We start from the raw sequence: 24,775 nt of genomic DNA, 5'->3' as shown, positions 1-24,775 counted from the left end.
CCGTGACACAGGCCGACACGGACACAGGGCGAGCAGGAGGAAACCCGTGCAGCCACGGCGCAGGAACAGGGCGGCCGCCCTCGCGTTGGCCGTCCTCGCCGGAAGCCTGGGAACACTGGGCGGCGCCCCCGCCGCGGTGGCCGCGCCGACCCCCGACACCGCGCCCCCCTCACCCGGCCGGGCCGACGGCGGGACGGCGGTCTGGCCGCGTCCGCAGTCCCTGCGGACGAACGGCGACCCGGTACCCGTCACCGACGAGGTCGCCCTGGCCGCCGACCCGACGGCCGACCCGTACGCCGTTCAGGCCCTGCGCGCCCTGCTGCGGCAGGCCGGGGCACGCCGGATCACGGACCTGGCCGCCGGCGACCGGCCGCCCGCGGGCGCGCTGGTGGTGCGCGCCGTGACGGAGGAACCCGGCGGCGGCTCCCGGAAGGGTCTGCCCTCGGGCGGCTACCGCCTCGCAGTCGGGCGCGGCACCGTCACGCTCGCCGGAGCCGGCACCGACGGCCTGTTCCACGCCGTGCAGACACTGCGTCAGCTGGTCCGCCCGGACGACGGGACGATCCGGGCCGTGGTGGTCCGCGACTGGCCCGGCACCGCCGTACGCGGTGTCACGGAGGGCTTCTACGGAACCCCCTGGACGCACCGGGAACGGCTCGCGCAGCTGGACTTCCTGGGGCGCACCAAGCAGAACCGGTACCTGTACGCCCCGGGCGACGACCTCTACCGGCAGGCCCGCTGGCGCGAGCCCTACCCGGCCGGGCAGCGGGCGCAGTTCCGGGAGCTGGCCGAACGGGCCCGCCGCAACCACGTCACGCTCGGCTGGGCGGTCTCGCCGGGGCAGGCGATGTGCTTCTCCTCGGACGCGGACGTGCGGGCGCTGACGCGCAAACTGGACGCGATGCGGGCGCTGGGCTTCCGCGCCTTCCAGCTGCAGTTCCAGGACGTCAGCTACAGCGAGTGGCACTGCGACGCGGACGCGGAGCGGTTCGGGTCCGGCCCCGCGGCGGCGGCGCGGGCGCACGCCCGGGTGGCGAACGCGGTGGCCCGTCATCTGGCCGCCCGGTACCCGGGCACCGCCGAGCTGACGGTGATGCCGACCGAGTACTACCAGGACGGGTCGACCGCCTACCGCCGGACGCTGGCGAGCGCGCTGGACGGGAGCGTGCAGGTGGCGTGGACCGGTGTGGGCGTGGTGCCCCGGACCATCACGGGGCGTGAACTGTCCGAGGCCCGGGAGGTGTTCGGGCACCGGCTGGTGACGCTGGACAACTATCCCGTCAACGACTACGCCCCGGGCCGCCTCTTCCTCGGGCCCTACCAGGGCCGCGAACCGGCGGTCGCCACCGGCTCGGCCGCGCTGCTCGCCAACGCGATGGAGCAGCCCGAGGCGTCCCGGATCCCGCTGTTCACCGCCGCCGACTACGCCTGGAACCCGCGCGCCTACCGCCCCCAGGAGTCCTGGCGGGCCGCGATCGACGACCTCGCGGGCGACGACGAGCGCCGCGAGGAGGCGCTGACGGCGCTGGCGGGCAACGACGCGTCCTCGGTCCTGGACCCCGAGGAGTCGGCGTACCTGCGCCCGCTGATCGAGGCGTTCTGGCGTGAGCGGGCCACCACCGGCGACCGGGCGGCGGGCCGGCTGCGGAAGGAGTTCGCGCTGCTGAGCGAGGTGCCCGGGCGACTGGCGCGGGACGGGCTGGCCGCCGAGGTGGCCCCCTGGTCCGAGCAGCTCGCCCGCTACGGCGAGGCCGGCACCACGGCACTCGACATGCTCGGCGCCCAGCGCGCCGGCGACGCGGCGGCGGCCTGGACGGCGTACCGGGACCTCGGCCGGCTGCGCGACCGGCTGGGGTCGGCCAGGGTGACGGTCGGCAAGGGCGTGCTCGACCCGTTCCTGCGGCGGGCGCAGAAGGCGTACGAGGCGTGGGCGGGCCTGGACCGCGCGCCGGCCGTGGGCGCGGGCGGCGCGGCGGACGGCCGTACGGTCCCCTTCGCGCGCGCCCGCTCGCTGGACACGGTGACGGTGCTGGCGGATCCCGGCACCCGCGGGGACGTCGATATCCGCGTGCCGGGCGCGGGCTGGCGGCGCGTCGGCGCGCTGGCGGCGAGCGGCGCCACCGAGCTCACCGTGCGCCGGGACGCCGACGCCGTCCGTGTCACGGGCCCGGACTCCTCCCGGGTGCGGCACCTGGTCCCGTGGTTCGCCGGCCCGGCCGACGCGTCGCTGGAGCTGACGCGCACGCGGACGGATGCCGAGATCGGCGGCACCGAACGGCTGTCGGCCCGGCTCGGCTCGCTGCGGCCGTCCGACGTGCGGGGCACGCTCACGGCGAAGGCCCCCGAGGGCGTGCAGGTCCGGCTGCCCGAGGGCCGGCTGACCCTGCCGCGCGGCCAGGAGGTGGACGTTCCACTGGAGGTGACCGTGGCGCCGGGAACGCCGTCGCGGTCGTACACCGTCCGGCTGGCGTTCGGGGAGGCGTCCCGGGCGCTGACGGTCCGCGCCTTCCCCCGCACCGCCGGGCCCGACCTGGCCCGCGCCGGTACGGCGAGCTCCTCGGCCGACGAGACGCCCGACTTCCCGGCGTCGGCGGCGAACGACGGCGGCCCGGAGACGCGCTGGTCGTCCCCGGCCGACGACGGCGCCTGGTGGCAGGTGGAGCTGGAGCGGCCGGTGCGGCTGGGGCAGGTCGTGCTGCGCTGGCAGGACGCGTATGCGTCCGCGTACCGCGTCCAGGTCTCGGCGGACGGCCGCCGGTGGCGTACGGCGGCGTCCGTGCGGGACGGGCGGGGCGGTCGGGAGGCCGTGCGGATGGACGAGCGGGACGTGCGGTACGTCCGGGTGCAGGGCGACGAGCGGGCCACGCGGTACGGGTACTCACTGTGGTCGGTGGAGGCGTACGCCGTGGCGGAGTGAGTTGCGGGCCGGCTCCGAGGACCCGGGACCGGCCGGCGCGAGAGCGTCGGCCGGTCCCGTCCGTACGCGGACCCCGCCCTCCGGCCGGTCGGCCCCGGTGCCCGCGGGGAGCGGGGTGCGCAAAGGCCCGGACCGTCAGGCGGAGATGCCGTCGATCCGGGCCAGGGCGTCGTCCGCGCCGTAGGGCTGCAAGTACGGCAGCCAGCGCGGGTCCCTGTGGCCGGTGCCGATGATGCGCCAGGCCAGACCGGTGGGCGGGGCGGGTTTGTGGCGCAGCCGCCAGCCCAGCTCGACGAGGTGCCGGTCGGCCTTGACGTGGTTGCAGCGGCGGCAGGACGCCACCACGTTGTCCCAGACGTGCTTGCCCCCGCGGCTGCGCGGGATGACGTGGTCGACGCTGGTTGCGACGCCACCGCAGTACATGCACCGGCCCCCGTCGCGCGCGAAGAGCGCCCGCCGGGTCAGAGGAACGGGCCCCCGGTAGGGAACCCGCACGAATCGCTTGAGCCGGACCACGCTGGGTGCGGGGACTGTGACGGTCGCGCTGTGCAGATAGGCGCCGGACTCCTCGAGGCACACGGCCTTGTTCTCGAGGACGAGGACGAGCGCGCGGCGGAGCGGTACGACGCCGAGCGGCTCGTACGACGCGTTGAGGACCAGGACATGCGGCACGGGTGCCTCCTTGGGCGTCGGCGGCGCGTGGCTCGCGCCGGGACGATCTGCAGTCAGTCTCCCCTCATGCCTGGTGGAAGCGCCACCATCTCCCGGTAACGGGCTGGGAGTGTTTTCGACCACATCTGATGGATCCCCCGGACCGTGACCAGTTCAAGCACGGGTGAGCACCGTCTCTCCTGTGAACTTCACACGGATCCGCACATGGTGCCCCGTTAGTGTGGTGATTCCGTCCCTCCGGTGATCCTTCCGTGGCCTCGGTCCGGTCCGGGGGGCGGACCGCTGTGCACTGGAGGTATCCGCCGTGTCCCTGTCCGCCGCCGTCCTGCCGGCCGCCGCCGGTTCGTCGCCGTCACCCTCACCGACGGCTCCGACGGTGCCCACGTTCCAGGACGCCCAGGAGAGCGCGACGAACGCCGCGAGCTGGGTCGAGGAGAACTGGTCGACGTGGCTCGCCATCGGGCTGCGGGTGCTGCTGATCGTGGTCATAGCCGCGGTGCTCAGGGCGGTGGTGCGGCGGGCGATCACCAAGCTGATCGACCGCATGAACCGCACGGTCCAGGCGGTCGACGGCACCGCGCTGGGCGGGCTCCTCGTCAACGCCGAGCGCCGCCGGCAGCGCTCCCAGGCCATCGGGTCGGTCCTGCGCTCGGTGGCCAGCTTCGTGATCCTGGGCACCGCGGCCCTGATGGTCCTCGCCACGTTCCAGATCAACCTGGCCCCGCTGCTGGCCTCCGCCGGCGTCGCGGGCGTGGCCATCGGTTTCGGCGCCCGCAACCTGGTCACCGACTTCCTCTCCGGTGTCTTCATGATCCTGGAGGACCAGTACGGCGTCGGCGACAGCATCGACGCGGGCGTGGCCTCCGGCGAGGTCATCGAGGTCGGTCTGCGCGTGACCAAGCTGCGCGGCGACAACGGCGAGATCTGGTACGTCCGCAACGGCGAGGTCAAGCGGATCGGCAACCTCTCCCAGGGCTGGTCGACGGCCGGCGTGGACGTGACGGTCCGCTCCGACGAGGACCTGGACAAGGTGAAGAAGGCCATCGACGCGGTCGGCGAGCGGATGGGCAAGGAGGAGCCCTGGAACGAGCTCCTGTGGGGCCCGATCGAGGTGCTCGGCCTGGACTCGGTCCTGCTGGACTCCATGGTGGTCCGCGTCTCGGCGAAGACCATGCCCGGCAAGTCCCTCACCGTCGAGCGCGAGCTGCGCTGGCGCATCAAGCGCGCCTTCGACGCGGCCGACATCCCGATCGTCGGCGGCGTCCCGCTGCCCGTGGAGGAGGCCGCCGCTGCCGACCCGGCCGCCGGGGTCGCGGCCCCGTCGGCCTACGCGAGCTCCACGTCCCCGCAGTCGCTCGCGGCCTCGCCGATCAGTCCGCCGAGCACGACGAAGTAGCCGGCAGCGCCCTTCTTCCGCCCCCGCGGTGACGACCCCGTCGCCTCGGGGGCGGTCCCTCTTGACGGCTCCTTCCCGGGGGCCTACGTTTCTCAGCCGACAGGAAACCTTCCTAACAGTTGGCGGACACATGGCAGGAACCGCCGGTACGCCGGGCACCCCGCGCGTCCTGCGCGCCATGAACGACCGCGCCGCCCTGGACCTCTTGCAGGAGCACGGACCGCTGTCGCGCACCCGGATCGGCGAACTCACCGGCCTGTCGAAGCCGACCGCCTCGCAGCTGCTCGCCCGCCTGGAGGCGGCCGGGCTCGTGCTGGCCGGCGGCACCACGGAGGGCAGGCCCGGACCGGGCGCCCAGCTGTACGAGGTCAACCCGGCCGCCGCGTACGCCGCCGGTCTGGACGTCCGCCCGGGCCGTATCGTCGCCGCCGTCGCCGACGTCACCGGCCGCACGGTCGGCCGCCACGAGACGCCCACGCCCGGCAGCGGCGCCGGCACCTCCGTCGTCCGGCAGGTCACCGGCGCCCTCGACGGCGCGGTGGAGGCGGCCGGGCTGGCCCGCGCCGACGTCCGCCGCCTCGTCATCGGCACCCCGGGCGCCTTCGACCCGGGCACCGGCCGGCTGCGCTACGCCTCCCACCTGCCCGGCTGGCACTCCCCCGGCCTGCTCGGCGACCTCGCCGCCGCCCTGCCGATGCCGGTCGAGTACGAGAACGACGTCAACCTCGCCGCCGTGGCCGAGCAGCGCCTCGGCGCGGCCCGCGGTCACGAGGACTTCGTCCTGCTGTGGAACCAGGAGGGCCTGGGCGCCGCCCTGGTCCTCGGCGGCCGGCTGCACCGCGGCTTCACCGGCGGTGCCGGCGAGGTCGGCTTCCTGCCCGTGCCGGGCGCCCCGCTGGTCCGCCAGGTCGCCCGGACGGGCAGCGGCGGCTACCAGGAGCTGGCCGGTGCCCAGGCCGTCCCCGTCCTCGCCCGGCAGCTCGGCGTCGGACCGATCCCCACCGGCCCCTACGCCGAGGCCGCCGCCGCCCTCCTCGCCCGGGCGGCGCGGGCCGGGGACGATCCGCACCGCCGGCTCCTCCGGACGTACGCCACCCGTCTGGCCACCGGCCTGGCCTCGCTGGTCTCCGTCCTGGACCCCGAACTCGTCGTCCTCAGCGGCGCCGCGCTCGCCGCCGGCGGCGAGGCGCTGCGCGCCCTCGTGCAGGAGGAGCTGGCGGAGCTGGCCGCCTCCCGGCCCCGGCTCGTCGTCGGTTCCGTGACCGAGGACCCCGTCCTGCGCGGTGCGCTGGAGAGCGCGCTCGCGACCACCCGCGACGAGGTCTTCGACACCTCGCGCGAGACCCGACCTCGAAAGGGCTGACGACATGAAACTCACCGTGGTCGGCGGCGGTTCGACCTACACGCCCGAACTCGTCGACGGCTTCGCCCGGTTGCGGGACACGCTGCCCGTCGAGGAACTGGTCCTCGCCGATCCGGCCGCCGACCGGCTGGAGCTGGTGGGCGGACTGGCCCGCCGCATCTTCGCCAAGCAGGGCCACGACGGCCGTGTCGTCACGACCGGTGACCTGGACGCGGCCGTGGACGGCGCCGACGCCGTCCTCCTCCAGCTCCGCGTCGGCGGCCAGGCGGCCCGCGAGCGGGACGAGACCTGGCCGCTGGAGTGCGGCTGCGTGGGCCAGGAGACGACCGGCGCGGGCGGCCTGGCCAAGGCCCTGCGCACGGTGCCCGTGGTCCTGGACATCGCCGAGCGGATCCGGCGGGCCAATCCGGACGCCTGGATCATCGACTTCACCAACCCGGTCGGCATCGTGACCCGCGCGCTGCTGCAGGCCGGCCACCGGGCGGTCGGCCTGTGCAACGTGGCCATCGGGCTGCAGCGCAAGTTCGCCGCGCTGCTCGGCGTGGCGCCCGGCGAGGTCCACCTGGACCACGTGGGCCTGAACCACCTCACCTGGGAGACCGGCGTCCGCCTGGGCGGACCCGAGGGCGAGGACGTCCTGCCGGGGCTGCTGGCCGGACACGGCGACACCATCGCCGCAGACCTCCGCCTGCCCCGCCCGCTCCTGGACCGCCTGGGCGTCGTCCCCTCCTACTACCTGCGCTACTACTACGCGCACGACGAGGTCGTGGAGGAGTCACGCACCAAGCCGTCACGGGCCGCGGAAGTGGCGGCGATGGAACGGGAGCTGCTGACGATGTACGGCGATCCGGCCCTGGACGAGAAGCCCGCGCTGCTGGCCAGGCGGGGCGGGGCCTACTACTCGGAGGCGGCCGTGGACCTGGCGGCGGCCCTGCTCGGCGGCCAGGGCTCCCCCTACCAGGTGGTGAACACCAGCAACCGGGGCACGCTGCCCTTCCTCCCCGACGACGCGGTCATCGAGGTGCCGGCGGCGGTGGGCCGCAAGGGCGCCACCGCGCTGCCCGTACCGGCCGTGGACCCGCTGTACGCGGGCCTGATGGCGAACGTCACCGCGTACGAGGACCTGGCCCTGCGGGCCGCCCTGCACGGCGGGCGCGACCGCGTGTTCCGGGCCCTGCTCGCCCACCCGCTCGTCGGCCAGTACGCGTTGGCCGACCGGCTCACCGACCTGCTGATCGCGCACAACCAGGAGCACCTGGCGTGGGCCTGACCGCGAGTGTCCTCGCCGTCGACGCGGGCAACAGCAAGACCGACGTGGCCGTCGTGACGGCCGGCGGGGACGTCCTCGCCACGGCCCGCGGCGGCGGCTTCCGTCCGCCCGCCGTGGGCGTGGAGCGGGCGGTGGACGCCCTCGCCGACGCGGTGACGCGCGCCCTCGCCGCGGCCGGCGTCGGCTCCGTCGACCACGTCTCGGCGTGCCTGGCCAACGCCGACCTGCCCGTGGAGGAGGAGCAGCTGGCCGCCGCCCTGCACGCGCGCGCGTGGGGCCGGAGCGTGGACGTGCGCAACGACACGTTCGCCGTCCTGCGGGCCGGGGTGGCCGAGCCGCGCGGGGTCGCCGTCGTCTGCGGCGCCGGCGTGAACTGCGTCGGCATGCGCCCCGACGGCCGTACCGCCCGCTTCCCGGCCCTGGGCCGCCTCTCCGGCGACTGGGGCGGCGGCTGGGGGCTGGCCGAGGAGGCGCTGTGGCACGCGGCCCGGGCGGAGGACGGCCGGGGGGAGCCGACGGAGCTGGCCCGCGCCCTGCCCGCCCACTTCGGGCTCGATTCCATGTACGCGCTCATCGAGGCCCTGCACCTCGGACGGATCGGTTCGGCCCGGCGCCACGAGCTGGCCCCGGTCCTGTTCGCCACGGCCGCGGACGGCGACGGGGTGGCCCGTGCGATCGTCGACCGGCAGGCCGACGAGGTGGTGGCCATGGCCACCGTCGCACTGACCCGGCTGGACCTGCTGGCCGAGGAGACCCCGGTCCTCCTGGGCGGCAGCGTCCTGGCCGCCCGGCACCCCCGACTCGACGACCGCGTACGCCGGTTGCTCGCCGACCGCGCCCCCCTGGCCGTGCCGCGGGTGGTGACGGCGCGGCCCGTGCTGGGCGCGGCACTGCTGGGTCTGGACCGTACGGGTGCGGCCCCCGAGGCCCATGCGCGGGTGCGGGAGCACTTCGACGCCTGAGTTCCCGCCCGTCGCGCCGTCCGGGGAACCGAACCGGTTCCGGTGGCGTGTTCATGGGCAGGGGTGATGGGGGTCGCCCCCTCTCGGGCCAAGCCGGGAGCGGGGGGAGTGGCGCCGGATCGGATCAAGATCGGGTGAAGGCCGGTGCGAATGCCGGTGCTGGCAGCGATACTTGCGGCGACGGATGACCATGGGGGAGGTCGGCAGTGACTCAACCGCCGAAGAGCAGCGCGGCACCACCGGCGGGCGCCGGCGCGCCCACCCTGCCCGCCGTGCCGCCGCAGCCCCTGCCGCACCAGCGGGCCGGCGCGGGCGTGCCCGCCGCGTCCCCGCCCCCGCAGCCCCGCCGCACCGCGTTCGCCGAGGGCGTGGACCGGCTGCGCGCGGCGGCCACCACCGAACCCGGCCGGCTGCGCATCATCGGGGCCCTGCTCGCCCTGCTCGTCGTCGCCTTCGGCGCCGTCACCGCCTGGCAGACGACCGACCGGGCCGCCGCGGCCGACGACGTGCTGGGCCGCAGCCAGCCGCTCAGTTCCGACGCGGCCGACATCTACCGCTCCCTGGCCGACGCCAACACCGCGGCGTCCAGCGGGTTCCTCGCCGGCGGCCAGGAGACCGAGACCTCCCGCGACCGCTACGAGCGGGGCATCCGCACGGCCGCCGAAAAGCTGGTGCGGGCCGCCGCCAACTCCGACGCCGACTCCCCGTCGGCCGCGACCATAGCCGAGCTCAACCGCCTCCTGCCCGAGTACAAGGGCCTGATCGAGCGGGCCCGCACCTACAACCGCCAGGGCTTCCCGGTCGGCGGCGCCTATCTGCGCTACGCCAACGAGAAGATGCAGAAGGAGATGCTCCCGGCGGCGGAACGGCTCTACAGCACGGAGAACCGGCGGCTGAGCGCCGACTACGGCGACGCCGAGCCCTACCCGTGGGCCGCGATCGCCCTCGGCGTCCTCGCGCTCGCGGCCCTGGCCTGGGCCCAGTACCGCAGCTACCAGCGGACCAACCGCGTCCTCAACCACGGTCTGGTCGCCGCCACCGCGGCCGCCACGGTCGCCCTGCTCTGGCTCGTCGTCGGCCACAGCGTGGCCCGGTCGAACCTGGGCGACTCCTACGACCACGGCGTGCGCTCCCTGAACGTGCTGCACGAGGCCCGCATCGCCTCCCTCAAGGCCCGGGGCAACGAGAACCTCACCCTGGTGGCGCGCGGCGCGGAGACCAAGAAGGTGGGCGACGAGACGCACGACGCCTACGACTTCGACTTCCAGAAGAACATGGGCGCCCTCGACAAGGGCCTGGCCGAGGCGCGGCGCCTGGCCGACGACAAGGCGGGCGAGCAGCCGGTCACGGCGGCGGTCGGCAACATGGCGGAGTGGAAGAAGCGCCACGCCTCGGCCCGTGAGCAGGACGAGAACGGCAACTACCAGCAGGCGCTGGACATGGTGATCGGCGGCAAGGGTGCCACGGTCGAGTGTTTCGACGGCGTCGACGCCTCGCTCGCCGACGCCCTCGGCCACGAGGAGAACGAGTTCCGGCAGGCCGCCGGTGACGGGCGGGACGCGATGACCGGCCTGCCGGTCGGCGCCGCCGTCCTGGCCGTCCTCGCCGCGGCCGGCGTGCTGCTGGGCATCGGCCGCAGGCTGTCGGAGTACCGGTGAAACAGTCGGAGTACCGGTGGGAAGGGGTACCGGTGAGAGGGGGCGTGAGGATGCATGCACGACGTCTGCGGGTCAGCCTGAAGGGCTGGGGCGGTGTGGGCGCGATGGCGGTCGTCTGCGCCCTCGCGGTGCTCTTCGTACTGCTGCTGCCCCTGGCCCCGTCGCACGGCGGCGGCAAGGGCGGCCCGGACACCGGCGGCCCGGGCGCGACCTGGGGCGAGCAGGCGCGCGCCGCGGAGGAGTGCACGGCCCCCGAGAAGCAGACCCTGTCCCCGTCCCCGGCCGACGGCCCCACGATCGACGAGATCAAGAGCCGTGAGGGAGAGAAGCGCAAGCTGATCGTCGGCGTCGACCAGAACAGCTACCGCTGGGGCTACCGCGACCCCAACAGCGGCGGCGACGCCGAACTCGAGGGCTTCGACATCGACCTGGTCCACCGCATCGCGGAGGACATACTCGGCGACCCTGACGCCGTGCAGTTCAAGGCCATCCCCACCGACCAGCGCATCCCGGCGATCCAGGACGGCAGGGTCGACATGGTGGTGCGCACCATGACCATCAACTGCGCGCGCCTGCAGGACGTGGCCTTCTCCGCGCCCTACTTCAGGACCGGCCAGCAGCTGCTGGCGCCCAAGTCCTCGCCGATCACCGGGTACAACGACACGCTGGCCGACAAGGAGATCTGCACGGCGACGGGTTCGACGGCGTTCAGCACGCTGGAGCAGGACCGGAAGGACGGCAGGCTGGTCGCCTCGGCCGATCTGCGCACCACCGTCCCCAACCAGCTGGACTGTCTGGTGCGGTTGCAGCTCGGCGAGGTCGACGCGGTGGTCACCGACGGCGCGCTCGCCGCGAGCCAGGCCGCGCAGGACCCCACGGTCCAGCTGAAGGGCGACGCCTTCACCACCGAGTACTACGGCGTGGCGATGAAGAAGGACGCCGACGATCTGGTACGCCGGGTCAACCAGATCCTGGTGGAGTTCCGCCAGGACACCGAGGACGGCTGGCAGGCGTCGTACGAGCAGTGGCTGTCGGCGACACTGGGCGACGACTCGGCGAAGTCCGAGCCCCCGGCACCGCAGTACCTGCGCAAGAGCTGAAGGCCCGTCACCGCAGTAGAGAGACCACACACAAGTCCGAGGAAGCGAGAGGTGATCGATGGGCGTCACGGGACCCACCGGGCCGGTGATGGACCGGGACGAGGTGGACCGTGCGCTGGCGCGGCTCGGCGCGGAGCACGAGGCGATCGAGACCTCGCTCCTCGCCCTGCAGGACCACGCGGGCCGCAGGCTCCTCGAAGGAGCCGACCTCACGGGCGTCACCGGCGAGCGCTGGTCCGCCGCGGAGGCGTCGATCACCCTGCTGTGGAGCTACTTCGACGCCTACACGGGCGCGCTGCGCACCGCCCGGGAGATCCGCGCCCGCCGCCGCTGGTCCAGCCGCGAGGACCTGGTGGAGCTGACCGAGCTGCTGCGCGGCGAGTCGGTGACGGTGGCCGGCAGCGCGGCGGCCACGGCCAACGCGCCGACGCTGCACGGCGGTCCGGGCCGGCTGAGCGAGCGGTACTCGCTGGTCACGCTCGTGGAGCGGATGAACCAGCTGTACGCGTCCTCCCTCGACATCGTGGTCGCCGCCGACGCGGTGTGGTCGGCGCTGCCCGCCCGGATCGACCTGCTCGCCGCCGAGCTGCAGCGCACCCGCCGGCTCGCGCACTCCGTGGGCGTCCGCCCCGGCGAGCACCCGGCCGGCGACGACCTGGAGCGGATCACGCGCACGCTGACGAAGCTGCGCGAGCGGGTGGTGTCCGACCCGCTGGCGTTCTGGCTGCCCGCGGAGGGCAGCTCGGCGCCGGGCGGCGGCCGTCCGGACACCACGGTGTACGACCGGGAGGCGCGCGCCCTGGAGGAGGTGCGCCGCGAGATCGACGCCGTGCTGGCCGTACGCCAGGACGCCGAGCAGCGGATCGTGCGGCTGCGGGACGTGCTCTCCCGCGCGGACCGGACGCTCGCCGAGGCCCGCACCGCGCGCGGCGAGGTGCTGGCGAAGATCGCCGCGACGGAGGTGCCGGTCGTCAGCGGACCGCCGACCGTGCTGCAGGAGCAGCTGGCGACGGCCGCCGAGTACCGCAGACACGCGCAGTGGCACCGCCTGTCACCGCTCCTGGAGTCCCTGGAGCAGAAGGCGGAGGACGAACTGCTGCGCGCCCGCGAGTCGCTGACCGCGGTCACCGCGCCGCTCGCCGTGCGCGCCGAGCTGCGCGGGCGTCTGGACGCCTACAAGGCGAAGGTCGCCCGGCTCGGTTTCGCGGAGGATCCGGAGCTGGTCGAGAAGTACGAGAAGGCGCGCCGCATGCTGTGGAGCGCGCCCTGCGACCTGCGCGTCGCCGAGCAGGCCGTGCTGCGCTACCAGCACGCGGCGGCGGAACTGCTCGGCACCGCCCCGCGCGTGCCCGGCCAGGGCGGGCCGGTGGACCGGCCGGACCGGACGGGACCCGGGGCATGAGCGACGAGGGGGAGGCAGCGTCATGAGTCAGGAGCAGCGCACGTGTCAGCGTCCCGGCTGCGGCGGGACCTACGAGGACGTGGGCGGCGGCGAGCTGTACTGCGACACGTGCGGGCTCGCGCCGGTCGTCTCGCCGGGCGGCATGGTGGGTTCGGCACCGACCGGCATCACCGGCGGCGGCCGGGGCTCGCGCGGTTCGGCCGGCAGCGGCAGCTCGCGCTCCAGCAGCCGCAGTTCCCGTACGTCGTCGCAGTCGTCGAAGTCGCGCCGCTCGGTGTCGGGGCGGCTCTCGCGGTCCCTGTCGGGCAGGTCCACGGGCCGTTCGGTCTCGGTGCGCAGCTCGGGCTCCGCCGCCGGTTCCTCCGCGCGGGGACGGCTGGGCGCGGGCCTGGTCGAGGTCCCGGCGATCCCGCGGCCCGACCCGCGCGCGATGGTCCTGGACAACCCCGAGGTGCCGGAGCGGAAGCGGTTCTGCTCGCGCTCGGACTGCGGGGCGCCGGTCGGCCGGGCGCGCGGGGAGCGGCCGGGGCGCACGGAGGGCTTCTGCACCAAGTGCGGCCACCCGTACTCGTTCGTGCCGAAGCTGAAGGCCGGCGACGTCGTGCACGGCCAGTACGAGGTCGTGGGTTGTCTCGCGCACGGCGGGCTCGGCTGGATCTACCTCGCGGTGGACCGGGCGGTCTCCGACCGCTGGGTGGTCCTCAAGGGCCTGCTGGACACCGGCGACCAGGACGCGATGGCGGCGGCGATCTCGGAGCGCCGGTTCCTCGCGGAGATCGAGCACGCCAACATCGTGCGGATCTACAACTTCGTCGAGCACCTCGACCAGCGCACCGGCTCCCTCGACGGCTACATCGTCATGGAGTACGTCGGCGGCAAGTCCCTGAAGGAGATAGCCAACGGCCGGCGAACCCCCGAGGGGCGGCGCGACCCGCTGCCGGTGGAGCAGGCGTGCGCCTACGGCATCGAGGCACTGGAGGCGCTCGGCCACCTGCACAGCCGCAACCTGCTGTACTGCGACTTCAAGGTCGACAACGCGATCCAGACCGAGGACCAGCTCAAGCTGATCGACATGGGCGCGGTGCGCCGGATGGACGACGAGGAGTCGGCCATCTACGGCACGGTGGGCTACCAGGCGCCGGAGGTCGCCGACGTCGGCCCGTCGGTGGCGTCCGACCTGTACACGGTCGGGCGCACGCTCGCCGTGCTGACGTTCGACTTCCAGGGCTACACCACCGTGTACGCCGACTCCCTGCCGGATCCCGACACCATCGAGGTCTTCCGGCAGTACGAGTCGTTCTACCGGCTGCTGGTGCGGGCGACCGATCCCGATCCGGCCCGCCGGTTCGCCTCCGCGCAGGAGATGGCGGAGCAGCTGACGGGTGTGCTGCGCGAGGTGGTCTCGCTGCAGTCGGGCCGTGCCCGGCCGGCGCTGTCCACCTTGTTCGGTCCCGAAGTGCGGGTCACGGACACGGAGTTGTTCCCGGCGTTGGACGGAGAGGTGTCGCGGCTGGGGGCCCGGACGGTCCGTACGCGGCGCCGCGGCGCCGGGACGTCCCCGGGTGCGCTTCCGGCCGGCGGGGGCGCGAGCACCACGGTCGGCCCGAACGGCGGGTCGCCGGTCGGCGCGGGCGCGAACGCCGCGCTTCCGGGCGCCGCGGGCCCCGGCGCCACTCCGCCCGCCGTCGGCGCGGGAGCCGCGCCCGGCGGCACCGCGGGCCTGGTCCGGCCCGTCGACGCCTCCGCCGCCGCGCTCGCGCTGCCGGTCCCCCATGTCGACCCCGCCGATCCCAACGCGGGTTTCCTGGCCGGCCTGATGGCGTCCGCGCCGGGCGAACTGCTCGGTGCGCTGGCCGCCGCGCCGGCGCCCTCGACCGAGACGCGGCTGCGGCAGGTCCGGGCCCGGCTGGAGCAGGGCGACGCGCGGGACGCACTGGACACCCTGGTGGCGCTGGAGGGAGAGCGGCCCGACGACTGGCGGGTGGTCTGGTACCGGGGCGTGGCCGCGCTGGTGACCGGCGATCACGAGGCCGCCGCGCTGGCGTTCGACGCGATCTACGACGCCTTCCCCGGCGAGATCGCGCCCAAGCTGGCGCTCGGCCTGTGCGCGGAGGTGCTGGGTCAGCTCGACAACGCCGCCGAGTACTACCGCCTGGTGTGGTCGACCGACCCGAGCCATGTGAGCGCCGCGTTCGGCCTGGCCCGGGTCCAGCTCGCGGGCGGCGACCGGGGCGGTGCCGTACGGACGCTGGAGTCGGTGCCGGAGTCCTCCATCCACTACACGGCGGCACGCGTGGCGGCCGTCCGCGCCCGGCTGAGGCAGCGGACCGCGACCGCGGCCGACACGCCGTTCCTGGACGATCTGACCGCCGCCGCGCGGCAGGTCGAAGCGCTGGACGTGTACGGTCTGGACCCGGCGCGGCGCGAGCGCCTGTCGGCCGAAGTCCTCGGCTGCGCGCTGGACTGGGTACTCTCCGGGGGCCAGGGTTCCGCCCCTCCCGCCGCCGGGGGACGGACGCTGCTCGGCAGCGGCCTGGACGAACGCGGCCTGCGCTTCGGCCTGGAGCGTTCGTACCGCACGCTGGCCCGGCTGGCGCGGGGCGGCGAGGAGAGGATCGACCTGGTGGAACGTGCCAACCGTTACCGCCCCCGGACGTGGGTGTAGTTGATGTCGCAGATGCCCCAGCAGGCCGCTGTGTCGAAGTGCCCGAGCTGCGAGGAACCCCTCGAGTCGGGTGACCGTTTCTGCGGTGCGTGCGGATACGACCTGTCCGCCGTGCCGGCGCGGCCCGAGGACAGTCCGACGATCGCCATGAACGGCTCGGTGCCGGCGCCGTCGTCGCCACCGGACGGCGTGGACTGGCCGGCCGCCCGGGAGTCGGACGGCTCGGGCCGGCCCGTCCCGGCGCACTCGCCGGCGGACGTGCCGGGCACGGACTCGGGCGGCTCCCCGCTCGGTCCGGAGGCACCGCCGGTGCCGTCCACGCCGCCGGCCGCGGCCGGCGTGCGGTTCGACCGTCCGCAGGAGCCCGACGAGTACCCGCTGCAGGCACCCGACCCGCGCCTGGCCGCCGCCCCGGTGGCACCCGCGGCGCCCCCGGCCCCGGCCGGCAAGGTGTGCGTCGCCTGCCGCGCGGGCCGGGTCGACGACGACGGCTACTGCGAGAACTGCGGTCACGCCCAGCCCCGCGAACGCGACCACATGGAGCAGGAGTCCGGTCCCGTCGCCGCGGTCAGCGACCGCGGGCTGCGTCACCACCGCAACGAGGACGCGTTCAGCGTCGGCCACGCCGCCCTGCCCGACGGCACCCACGCGGCCGTGGCGATCGTCTGCGACGGCGTTTCCTCGGCGACCCGCCCGGACGACGCCTCCCTGGCCGCGTCCCGGGCGGCCGGCGAGTGCCTGCTCGCGGCCCTGCCGCGCGGCACCCATCCGCAGCAGGCCATGCACGACGCGATCGTCGCCGCCTCGCACGCCGTCAACGCGCTGGCGGAGGAGCCCGCCACGGCCCGCGAGCACGCACCGCACCAGAACGCCCCGGCCTGCACGCTGGTCGGGGCCGTGGTGACCGCCGGCCTGCTGGTCGTCGGCTGGGTCGGCGACAGCCGCGTCTACTGGGTCCCGGCGGACCGGAGTTCACCCGCCGCCCGGCTCACCGAGGACGACTCGTGGGCCGCGCAGATGGTCGCCGCGGGCCTGATGAGCGAGGCCGAGGCGTACGCCGACGAGCGGGCCCACGCCATCACCGGCTGGCTCGGTGCGGACGCCTACGAACTGGAGCCGCACACCGCGTCGTTCAAACCCGACCGGCCGGGTGTGGTGGTGGTGTGCACGGACGGCCTGTGGAACTACGCGGAGTCGGCCGAGGAGATGGCCGAGGCCGTCCCCCACGACGCCGCCGTGCGCCCGCTGCACAGCGCCCGGGTGCTGGTCGGCCACGCCCTGGACGGCGGCGGCCACGACAACGTAACAGTGGCCGTCCTGCCGTTCCCGGCCCCGCCGCAGGGGGCAGGATCGGCCTGAGGCCGCCCGCACGGCTCCGGGTACGGGGCGGCCTCGCGGACCGCAGGGGGCGGTCCGCGCCATCAGCCATCACCCCACCGCTGTGGGGACGTAGAGGGGGATGCGATCCGGCATGGCCAATTTCTCGAAGTCGAACGTGCCTCAGTTCTCGGTGGACGTCTACCAGAACGAGTACCTGCCCGAGGGCGGGGCCGAGGTCAACGCGATCGTGACGGTCACCGCGACCGGCGGCGGCACGATCGGGAGCGCGGTCGCCGCGCCCCACCTGTACTCCCCCGGCCAGGGCCCGTCGGCGGCGGTGGCGCTCATGGTCGACTGCTCGGGCTCGATGGACTACCCGCCGACGAAGATGCGCAACGCCCGGGACGCCACGGCCGCCGCGATCGACACCCTGCGCGACGGGGTGCACTTCGCGGTGATCGGCGGCACGCACGTGGCCAAGGAGGTCTATCCGGGCGGCGGCCGGCTCGCGGTGGCCGACGGCACCACCCGCGACCAGGCCAAGCAGGCCCTGCGCAAGCTCAGCGCGGGCGGCGGCACGGCCATCGGCACCTGGCTCCGGCTGGCGGACCGGCTGCTGTCGTCGGCGGACGTCGCCATCCGGCACGGCATCCTGCTCACCGACGGCCGCAACGAGCACGAGTCGCCCGAGGACCTGAAGGCGGCCCTGGACGCGTGCGCCGGGCGCTTCACCTGTGACGCCCGGGGCGTGGGCACCGACTGGGAAGTGAAAGAAGTCACAGCAATCGCCTCCGCCCTGCTGGGCAGCGCCGACATCGTCGCCGACCCCGCGGGGCTCGCCGCCGACTTCACGCAGATGATGGAGACGGCCATGGGCAAGGAGGTCGCGGACGTCGCCCTGCGCCTGTGGACCCCGGTCGGCACCACGGTGAAGTTCGTCAAGCAGGTCGCGCCCACGGTCGAGGAGCTGACCGACCGCCGCACCGAGGCGGGGCCGCGCGCCGGGGACTACCCCACCGGGTCCTGGGGGGACGAGTCCCGCGACTACCACGTCTGTGTGGAGGTACCGCCCGCGGGCATCGGCCAGGAGATGCTGGCCGCCCGCGTCTCACTGGTCATCCCGGAGCCCGGGGGCAGCGTGCAGAACCTGGGCGCCCAGGGCCTCGTACGGGCCGTGTGGACGGACGACATGGCCGCCTCCACGTCGATCAACCCTCAGGTCGCCCACTACACCGGGCAGGCCGAACTGGCACAAGTCATCCAACAGGGGCTGGATCTGCGCAAAGCGGGAGACATCGACGGAGCAACGGCCAAACTGGGCCGAGCCGTTCAGCTCGCCGGCGCCTCCGGAAACGCGGATACTGCGAAACTGCTTGCGAAGGTGGTGGACGTGGTCGACGCGGCGGCAGGTACTGTGCGACTGAAGGCGAAGGTCGAGGAGGCCGACGAGATGACTCTCGAAACCCGGTCGACAAAGACTGTTCGTGTAAAGAAGTGACCTAGTACGACCCAGAACCGACGTAGAGCAACGCACGCGACAAGCTCCGCAAGAGGGGGAAGCGCCCACATGCCGACCTGCCCGAACGGACACCAGTCGGGTTCCGACGACTGGTGCGAGGTCTGCGGTCACCGCATGGCCGGTGCCGTCCCTCCGCCTCCCCCGCCGCCGCCCCCGGGCGGTGGCTACGGCTTCCCGCCGCCCGGCGGCCCCGGAGGCCCGGGTGGTCCCGGCGGCCCCGCCGCCGAGCCGCAGCTGTGCCCGCAGTGCCGTACGCCCCGGGAGGGCGGTGCGCCGTTCTGCGAGGAGTGCCGGTGGAACTTCCTCACCAACACCGCCACCTCGTACACCCCGGCCGCCCCGCGCCCGCCGGCGCCCGGTCCGGGCGTCCGCTTCCAGCAGCCGCAGCAGCCGGGTCCGTCGTTCGGCGGCGGTGACTCGTACGAGTACCAGGGGTCGCGCCCGTCGCAGATGAACCGTCCCGCCGAGCCGATCCCGCCGTTCGGCAGCGAGCCCTCGGGGCCGGGCGGCCCCGGTGGCCCTGGCGGTCCGAACGGTCCCTCCGGTCCGCCGGCCCCGCCCGGCTTCGGTGCCGACCCGTCGCGTCCGGTCCCGCCGCCGCCCGGGCCCACCCCGCCTCCGCCCCCGCCGGGTCCCGGTGGCCCGGGGGGCGCTCCGCAGGCGTTCCAGCCGTCCGGTCCGCCGGCCTTCCCGCAGGAGACCGGCCGGCCGCCGCAGCCGGGCGGGCCGTCCTTCGGCGGCGGTGACGACGACTGGCTGCTCTCCCCGCCGTCGTCCGCCGGACCCGCCGGCGGCCCCGGCGGTCCGAACGGCCCCGGTTCCGCGCCGGGCGGCGGCTACGGCTACCCGCAGCCCGGTGCCACCCAGGCCCCGCCGCCCCCGCCCAATCACGGCTTCCCGCAGCAGCCGCAGGCGCCGCAGCGGCCCGCGACCTGGACGGCGACGATCGGCCCGGACCGCGAGTACTTCATGGCGATGATGCAGCGCTCCGGCCCCGAGGCCGCGGGCCTGAACCTGCCCGCGTACTCGCCGGAGCAGCAGCGCACGCTCACCGGCAACCAGATCACCATCGGCCGCCGCCGGCACTCCACCGGCGACACCCCGGACATCGACCTGTCGGTGCCGCCGGAGGACCCGGGCGTCTCGCACCAGCACGCGGTACTGGTGCAGCAGCCCGACGGCAGCTGGGCGGTCGTCGACCAGAACTCGACGAACGGCACCACGGTCAACGGCTCCGAGGAGCCGATCCAGCCCTTCGTGCCGGTACCGCTGCAGGACGGCGACCGGGTCCACGTCGGTGCCTGGACGACGATCACGATCCGCCGGGGCTGAGTCCTAACCGGTCAGGGGCCAGGCGTACGGGCCCTCGGGGTCGTCCAGCCAGGCCCAGGCCCGTTCGCCGCTGACGGTGATGCCGTAGCGCTCGCGCAGCGGGGCGTTCTCGCGCTCCCACAGCGCGTACGCCTCCTGCGGGTCGAGGCTGCCGCGCGTCAGCGCCAGCAGGAACCGGAACAGGTCGTCGCCGCGGGCCCGCTGCGGCACCCCGCCCAGGCCCTGTGCCTCCGTCTCGCGGCGTTCGGCGCCGCGCAGCGGCACGAAGTAGGCGGGCGTGTGCAGGAAGCGCCCCTCCGCGTGCTCCGCGTCGCGCACGGTCAGTGCGACCAGGCCGGTGGCGAGCGGCATCAGGATGCGCCCGCCGGGGCGGCACTGGGCGAGCCAGGCGCGCGGCACCACGCGCAGGGTGCAGGTGGCGATGATCCGGTCGAAGGGCGCGCGTCCTGGTACGCCGCGGGCGCCGTCGCCGGTGACGACGGCCGGGTGGTATCCGGCGGCGGCCAGGTGCCGGCGGGCCGACTCGGTGATCTCCGGGTCCAGGTCGACGGTGGTGACCAGGTCGTCGTCGCCGAGCCGGTGGGCGAGCAGGGCGGCGTTGTACCCGGTGCCGGCGCCGATCTCCAGGACCCGGTCGCCGTCCGCCACCTCCAGCGCGGTCAGCATCATCGCCATCAGGGACGGCTGGCTGCTGGACGGGTGGCCAACGGGGTGTCGGCGTACGCGCCGCGCACCCAGCGTTCGCGCGCCGCCGGGTCGGGGTGCTCGCCCCAGCGGCGTTCGTAGCCGCCGACGACGCCGACGTAGTAGTACGGCACGAAGAGGTGGCGCGGGACCGCCTCGAACGCCTCCCGCCAGACCGGGTCGGCCGCCCAGGCCCCGCTCCGGTCGATGTCGCGCACCAGCGCCGCCCGCGCCGACGCGGCGAGGTCCTCCAGCGCGGCCCGGTCGTCGCCCCGCGTGTCAGGATCCTGCCCGCCCATGCCTCCACTGTCCTGCGATTCCCGCCGCGAGGCGAGCACCCCCCGGGTCGCGGGGCGTGGTCCTAAGCCTCGAGTCCTGGTTCCCCGCGTCTGAGACCATGGGGACGTGAATGAGATTCGGCGCGGCACGCTTCAGGAGCAGACCTTCTACGAGCAGGTCGGCGGGGAGGAGACCTTCCGCCGGCTCGTCCACCGTTTCTACCAGGGGGTCGCCGAGGACCCGCTGCTTCGGCCGATGTACCCCGAGGAGGACCTCGGTCCGGCCGAGGAGCGGTTCGCGCTGTTCCTGATGCAGTACTGGGGCGGGCCGACGACGTACAGCGAGAACCGCGGCCACCCCCGGCTGCGGATGCGCCACGCCCCCTTCACCGTGGACCGCGCGGCGCACGACGCCTGGCTGAAGCACATGCGGGTCGCCGTCGACGAGCTGGGCCTGTCCGAGGAGCACGAGCAGACGCTGTGGAAGTACCTGACGTACGCGGCGGCCTCGATGGTGAACACCCCGGACTGATGATCCTCTTGGGGTGATGCGCGGATTCCGGTCGCCCCTCGCCGGAATCCGGTCACGATCCGGTCAAGTCCGCCCCTCGGGCGGTTACCCCTGCCGCGCCCCCTCTGACAGCATCGCCCGGAGGTCTGGACAACAGTGCCGGGGGGCCGGGTGACGGGGTTCGGGGGACTCGCGGGGTTCGTGCTGCTGCGCGCACGGGCGCACCGCCTGCTGCTCGCCGCCGCCCTGCTCACCGTCCTGCTGACCACGGCGGTGCTGGCGGCCCTCACCGCGTACTCCGGCGCCATCGGCGACGCGGCCCTGCGCCAGGCCCTGCGGGACCCGCGCAACGCCGCCGACACCGCGCTGGTCGTCAAGGCCGACGTCCCGGCCGACCGGCGGGAGGCCGCCGACGCCGCCGTGCGGAAGGGGGCCCGGGAGACCTTCGGCGGACTGCCGGTGACGGTCCGGACGCTGCTGCGGTCGGGCCCGTACGCGCTGCCGAGGAGTCTGCGCCCGGGCGAGGAACGGTCGGACGAACCCGACCTGACGTTCTTCGCGGCGCTGGATCCGACGCAGGTGCGGATCACCGAGGGGCGGATGCCCCGGGCGGGGACCGGCCGGATCGAGGCGGCGCTGCCGACGACCGCCGCCGAGCGCCTCGAGGTGCGCCCCGGCGCCCGGCTCACCCTCGACGACCGCCTCGACGGCCCCGCGGTGCCGGTCGAGATCACCGGCCTCTACCGGCCGTCCGAGGCCACGGCACCCTACTGGGCACTGGACGACCTGGCCGGGCGCGGCGTCCGCAGGAGCGGCTTCACCACGTACGGGCCGTTGCTCGCCGCCCCCGCCGTGCTCACCGGCGGCGAGGTGAGCGCCGGGCCGTCCGGCTGGCTGGCGACGGCCGACTTCTCCACGCTGACGGCCGGGCGGACGGACGCGCTGGCCGAGTCGGCCCGCGAGGGGACGGCGTGGCTGCGCGGGCGGCCGGCCCTCAGCGGCACCACTGCCGCGACCACCGCCCTGCCCGGCGTGCTCGACCGGCTCGACCGTTCCCTGCTCGTCTCCCGCTCCACCCTCCTCGTCGTCGCGCTCCAGCTCGCCCTGCTGGCGGGCTGCGCCCTGCTGCTGGTGGCCCGGCTGCTGAGCGCCGAACGCGCCGCCGAGCTGCGGCTGCTGCGGGCGCGCGGCGCCTCCCGGAGCCGGATCGCGGGCCTGGCCGCGCTGGAGGCGCTGCTGCTGGCCGTGCCCGCCGTGATCTGCGCGCCTCTGCTCGCCGGGCCGCTGACCCGGCTGCTGGGCGGGCAGGGGCCGCTGGCCAGGATCGGGCTGCGGCTGGAGGTGCCGGCCGCCGGCGGCGGCGGGGTGTGGCTGGTGGCGGTGGTGGCGGCCCTGGGGTGCGCGCTGGCGGTGACGCTGCCCGCGCTGACCTCCTCCCCGGCCGCCGGGGGCCGGGCCCGCGCGCTGCCCGCACCGCTGCGCGCGGGCGCGGACGTCGGGCTGCTGGTGGTGGCCGGCGTCGCCTACTGGCAGCTGTCCCGGCAGACCTCCGGCGCGGTGACCGGTGACAGCGCGGGCACCCTCGGCATCGATCCGCTGCTCGTCGCGGCGCCCGCGCTGGCGCTGCTGGCCGGGACGGTGCTGACGCTGCGGCTGCTGCCGCCGGTGGCCGGGCTCGCCGAGCGCCGGGCGGCCGGCGGCCGCGGGCTGACCGCGGCGCTGGCGGGCTGGCAGCTCAGCCGGCGTCCGATGCGGGGCGCCGGGCCGGTGCTGCTGCTGGTCCTGGCCATGGCGCTGGGCGTGCTGGCGATCGGTCAGGGCGCCTCCTGGAACCGCTCGCAGGGCGACCAGGCGGACTTCCGCGCGGGGGCGCCGGTGCGGGTGCTCGCCGCCGGGACGGCCGGCCTCGGCCGCACCGAGGCGTACGCGGCCGTCGCGGGCGTACGGGAGGCGGCGCCCGCGGTCCGTGCCGCGCTGCCGCTGTCCGGCGACCGGACGGCGACGGTCCTGGCGCTGGACACCGCGCACGCGGCGGACACGGTGCTGATGCGCTCCGACCTCGCCGGCGAGCCGGTGCGGTCGCTGCTGTCCCCGCTCGGGCCCGAGGGGACCGCGGCGGGCCCGGAGGTCCCCGAGGGCACCGTGCGGCTGGGCCTGACGGCGATCCTGCGCAGCTCCGGCACGGGCGCCACGGCGGACGTCACGGTGACGGTGCAGGACGCCTACGGCACCCCGTACCGGCTGCCGGCCGGCGAGCTGGCCGCCGACGGCCGCAGCCACACCCTGGACCTCGACGTCGCCTCGGGCCGGCTGACCGTGACCGGCGTGGAACTGATCATGGTTCAGCCGACCGGCCGTGCGGAGCGGCACCGCCTCACCCTGCGGGAGCTGACCGCCACGGCCGCCGACGGGACCGTTCGGAGGCTGCCGCTGCCCGGGCCGTGGACCGCCTCGGCCCGGGGCGACGGGCTGGTGTCGTCGCCGGACGCGCGCACCGGCCCGACCCGGCCGCGGCTGATCGGGTCCGGGCCGCCGACGATCGAGTACGGCACCGGCTACATCCCCGCCGACGAGACCTGGGCGGTGTCGTCGGTGACCGTGCGGCTGCTGGTACCGCAGCCCGCGCCGCCGCAGATCACGGCCGTGGCCACCGACCGCTTCCTCGACTCGACGGGCGCCCGCACCGGCCGGCGCGTGGACGTCTCGCTCGGCGGTGAGAGCCTTCCGGTGCGGATCACGGGCTCGGTCCGGGAACTGCCGACCACCGCCTCGGCGGACGACCCGGCGAAGGACGGCGGGGCCCTGCTGGTCGATCTGCGGGCCGTGAACCGGGTGCTGCAGGCGAAGTACGGCCAGAGCGTCACGCCCACCGAGTGGTGGCTGCGCACGGCGCCGGGCGAGGCGGGCCGGGTCGCGGACGCCCTGCGGGCCTTCCCGGACGTGGACCCCGCGCAGGTCGTGGTCCGGGACGAGGTGGCCGAGCAGTTGCGCGACGACCCGTTCGGCGCGGGTCCCGAGGCGGCGTTCACCGCGGCGGCCGGGGTGGCGGCGGCGCTCGCCGCGGTCGGGTTCGCCGTGAGCGCGGCGGGCTCCCTGCGGGAGCGGGGCGCCGAGTTCGCGGTGCTGCGCGCCCTGGGCGCCACGCGCCGCCGGCTGGCCCGTGCGGTCGCCGTCGAGCAGGGGGTGCTGGTGGGCCTGGCGCTGCTGGTGGGCACGGCGCTGGGGGCCGTGCTGACGCGGGCGGTGATCCCGCTGATCGTGCTGACCCCGCAGGCCGCCCGCCCGGTCCCCGACGTCCTCGTCGAGCTGCCCGCCTCCCGGATCGCCGTACTCCTGGCCGCCGTGGCGCTCACCCCGCTCCTGGTCACGGCGGCCCTGGCACTGCGCCGCGCGGACCCGGCACAGGCACTGAGGGAACAGGGCGGTGAGGACCGGTGACCCATGGACTCCCCGTGACCGCGGGGGCGGCGCCGGCCCCCCGGCAGCGAGGGGCCGAACGCCCCGCTCCACCGGAGCGTCCCGGGGCCACGACGGCCCCGACACCGGCGAGGCGTCACCCGGCAACCCGCCCGCAGCCCCACGACCCCGCCACCGCACGCCCGACAACACCCCCCGAACAACAGCGAGACGACCACCCCCGGCCCACCCCGGCCCCGACACCCGCGAGGCGTCACCCAGCAACCCGCCCGCAGCCCCACGACCCCACCACCGCCCGCCCGACGACAC

15 protein-coding genes and 1 pseudogene are annotated in these 24,775 nt (G+C 75.3%); 14 read left to right on the top strand and 2 right to left on the bottom strand.

Going from position 1 to position 24,775, the window contains the following annotated elements; all coding sequences use genetic code 11:
• Positions 1–46 precede the first annotated feature (46 nt).
• Positions 47–2,917 carry a glycoside hydrolase family 84 protein gene (locus tag IE260_RS05715; protein ID WP_189869356.1) on the top strand — a complete coding sequence of 957 codons (2,871 nt, stop codon included), beginning with the start codon at positions 47–49 and terminating at the stop codon, positions 2,915–2,917.
• 135 nt (positions 2,918–3,052) lie between these two features.
• Here IE260_RS05715 and IE260_RS05710 read toward each other — a convergent pair whose 3' ends face one another.
• Positions 3,053–3,589, bottom strand: coding sequence for an HNH endonuclease (locus tag IE260_RS05710; RefSeq protein ID WP_188179413.1), 537 nt, complete (start codon positions 3,587–3,589; stop codon positions 3,053–3,055).
• A 304-nt stretch (positions 3,590–3,893) separates the two neighbouring features.
• Between IE260_RS05710 and IE260_RS05705 the strand changes: the two genes are divergently transcribed.
• The 11 genes from IE260_RS05705 (at position 3,894) to IE260_RS05655 (ending at position 19,576) form a co-directional block, all read left to right on the top strand.
• Positions 3,894–4,985: a mechanosensitive ion channel family protein gene (locus tag IE260_RS05705; RefSeq protein WP_189869355.1), complete on the top strand. Its 1,092-nt coding sequence runs from the start codon at positions 3,894–3,896 to the stop codon at positions 4,983–4,985.
• 130 nt (positions 4,986–5,115) lie between these two features.
• The gene (locus IE260_RS05700) at positions 5,116–6,348 is read left to right on the top strand and encodes an ROK family transcriptional regulator (RefSeq protein ID WP_189869354.1); all 1,233 of its coding nucleotides are present in this window, start codon (positions 5,116–5,118) and stop codon (positions 6,346–6,348) included.
• Between the two features lie 4 nt (positions 6,349–6,352).
• Complete coding sequence (locus IE260_RS05695; protein ID WP_189869353.1) at positions 6,353–7,618, top strand: 6-phospho-beta-glucosidase; 1,266 nt, start codon at positions 6,353–6,355, stop codon at positions 7,616–7,618.
• Positions 7,609–8,580 carry an N-acetylglucosamine kinase gene (locus IE260_RS05690; protein ID WP_189869352.1) on the top strand — a complete coding sequence of 324 codons (972 nt, stop codon included), beginning with the start codon at positions 7,609–7,611 and terminating at the stop codon, positions 8,578–8,580. The genes IE260_RS05695 and IE260_RS05690 overlap by 10 nt, the downstream gene beginning before the upstream one ends.
• A gap of 206 nt (positions 8,581–8,786) precedes the next feature.
• The gene (locus tag IE260_RS05685; protein WP_189869351.1) at positions 8,787–10,238 is read left to right on the top strand and encodes a GlnX family signal transduction membrane protein; all 1,452 of its coding nucleotides are present in this window, start codon (positions 8,787–8,789) and stop codon (positions 10,236–10,238) included.
• 50 nt (positions 10,239–10,288) lie between these two features.
• Positions 10,289–11,338, top strand: a complete 1,050-nt coding sequence (locus IE260_RS05680) for a glutamate ABC transporter substrate-binding protein (RefSeq protein WP_189869350.1) — start codon at positions 10,289–10,291, stop codon at positions 11,336–11,338.
• Between the two features lie 58 nt (positions 11,339–11,396).
• Entirely contained in the window at positions 11,397–12,740 is a 1,344-nt protein-coding gene (locus tag IE260_RS05675) for a hypothetical protein (protein ID WP_189869349.1), read from the top strand.
• A 22-nt stretch (positions 12,741–12,762) separates the two neighbouring features.
• Complete coding sequence (locus IE260_RS05670) at positions 12,763–15,405, top strand: serine/threonine-protein kinase (protein WP_189869348.1); 2,643 nt, start codon at positions 12,763–12,765, stop codon at positions 15,403–15,405.
• A 3-nt stretch (positions 15,406–15,408) separates the two neighbouring features.
• On the top strand, positions 15,409–16,764 hold the full coding sequence (locus tag IE260_RS05665) for a PP2C family protein-serine/threonine phosphatase (RefSeq protein WP_189869347.1): 1,356 nt from the start codon (positions 15,409–15,411) through the stop codon (positions 16,762–16,764).
• Positions 16,765–16,876: 112 nt separating this feature from the next.
• A complete protein-coding gene (locus tag IE260_RS05660; protein WP_189869346.1) occupies positions 16,877–18,223 on the top strand; it encodes a vWA domain-containing protein in 1,347 nt (448 codons plus the stop codon).
• Between the two features lie 69 nt (positions 18,224–18,292).
• Complete coding sequence (locus IE260_RS05655; protein WP_189869345.1) at positions 18,293–19,576, top strand: FHA domain-containing protein; 1,284 nt, start codon at positions 18,293–18,295, stop codon at positions 19,574–19,576.
• A gap of 3 nt (positions 19,577–19,579) precedes the next feature.
• On the opposite strand, the pseudogene IE260_RS05650 reads toward IE260_RS05655, so the two are convergent.
• A pseudogene (locus tag IE260_RS05650) lies at positions 19,580–20,559 on the bottom strand (methyltransferase domain-containing protein).
• A 106-nt stretch (positions 20,560–20,665) separates the two neighbouring features.
• Between IE260_RS05650 and IE260_RS05645 the strand changes: the two are divergent.
• Positions 20,666–21,070, top strand: coding sequence for a globin (locus IE260_RS05645; protein WP_189869344.1), 405 nt, complete (start codon positions 20,666–20,668; stop codon positions 21,068–21,070).
• 150 nt (positions 21,071–21,220) lie between these two features.
• A complete protein-coding gene (locus tag IE260_RS05640) occupies positions 21,221–24,487 on the top strand; it encodes an ABC transporter permease (RefSeq protein ID WP_189869343.1) in 3,267 nt (1,088 codons plus the stop codon).
• Positions 24,488–24,775 lie beyond the last annotated feature (288 nt).

This window comes from Streptomyces viridiviolaceus (assembly GCF_014650995.1).
Lineage (GTDB): Bacteria > Actinomycetota > Actinomycetes > Streptomycetales > Streptomycetaceae > Streptomyces > Streptomyces viridiviolaceus.
The sequence above is the reverse complement of the archived record's forward strand: the minus strand, read 5'-3'. Positions and strand labels throughout refer to the sequence as shown.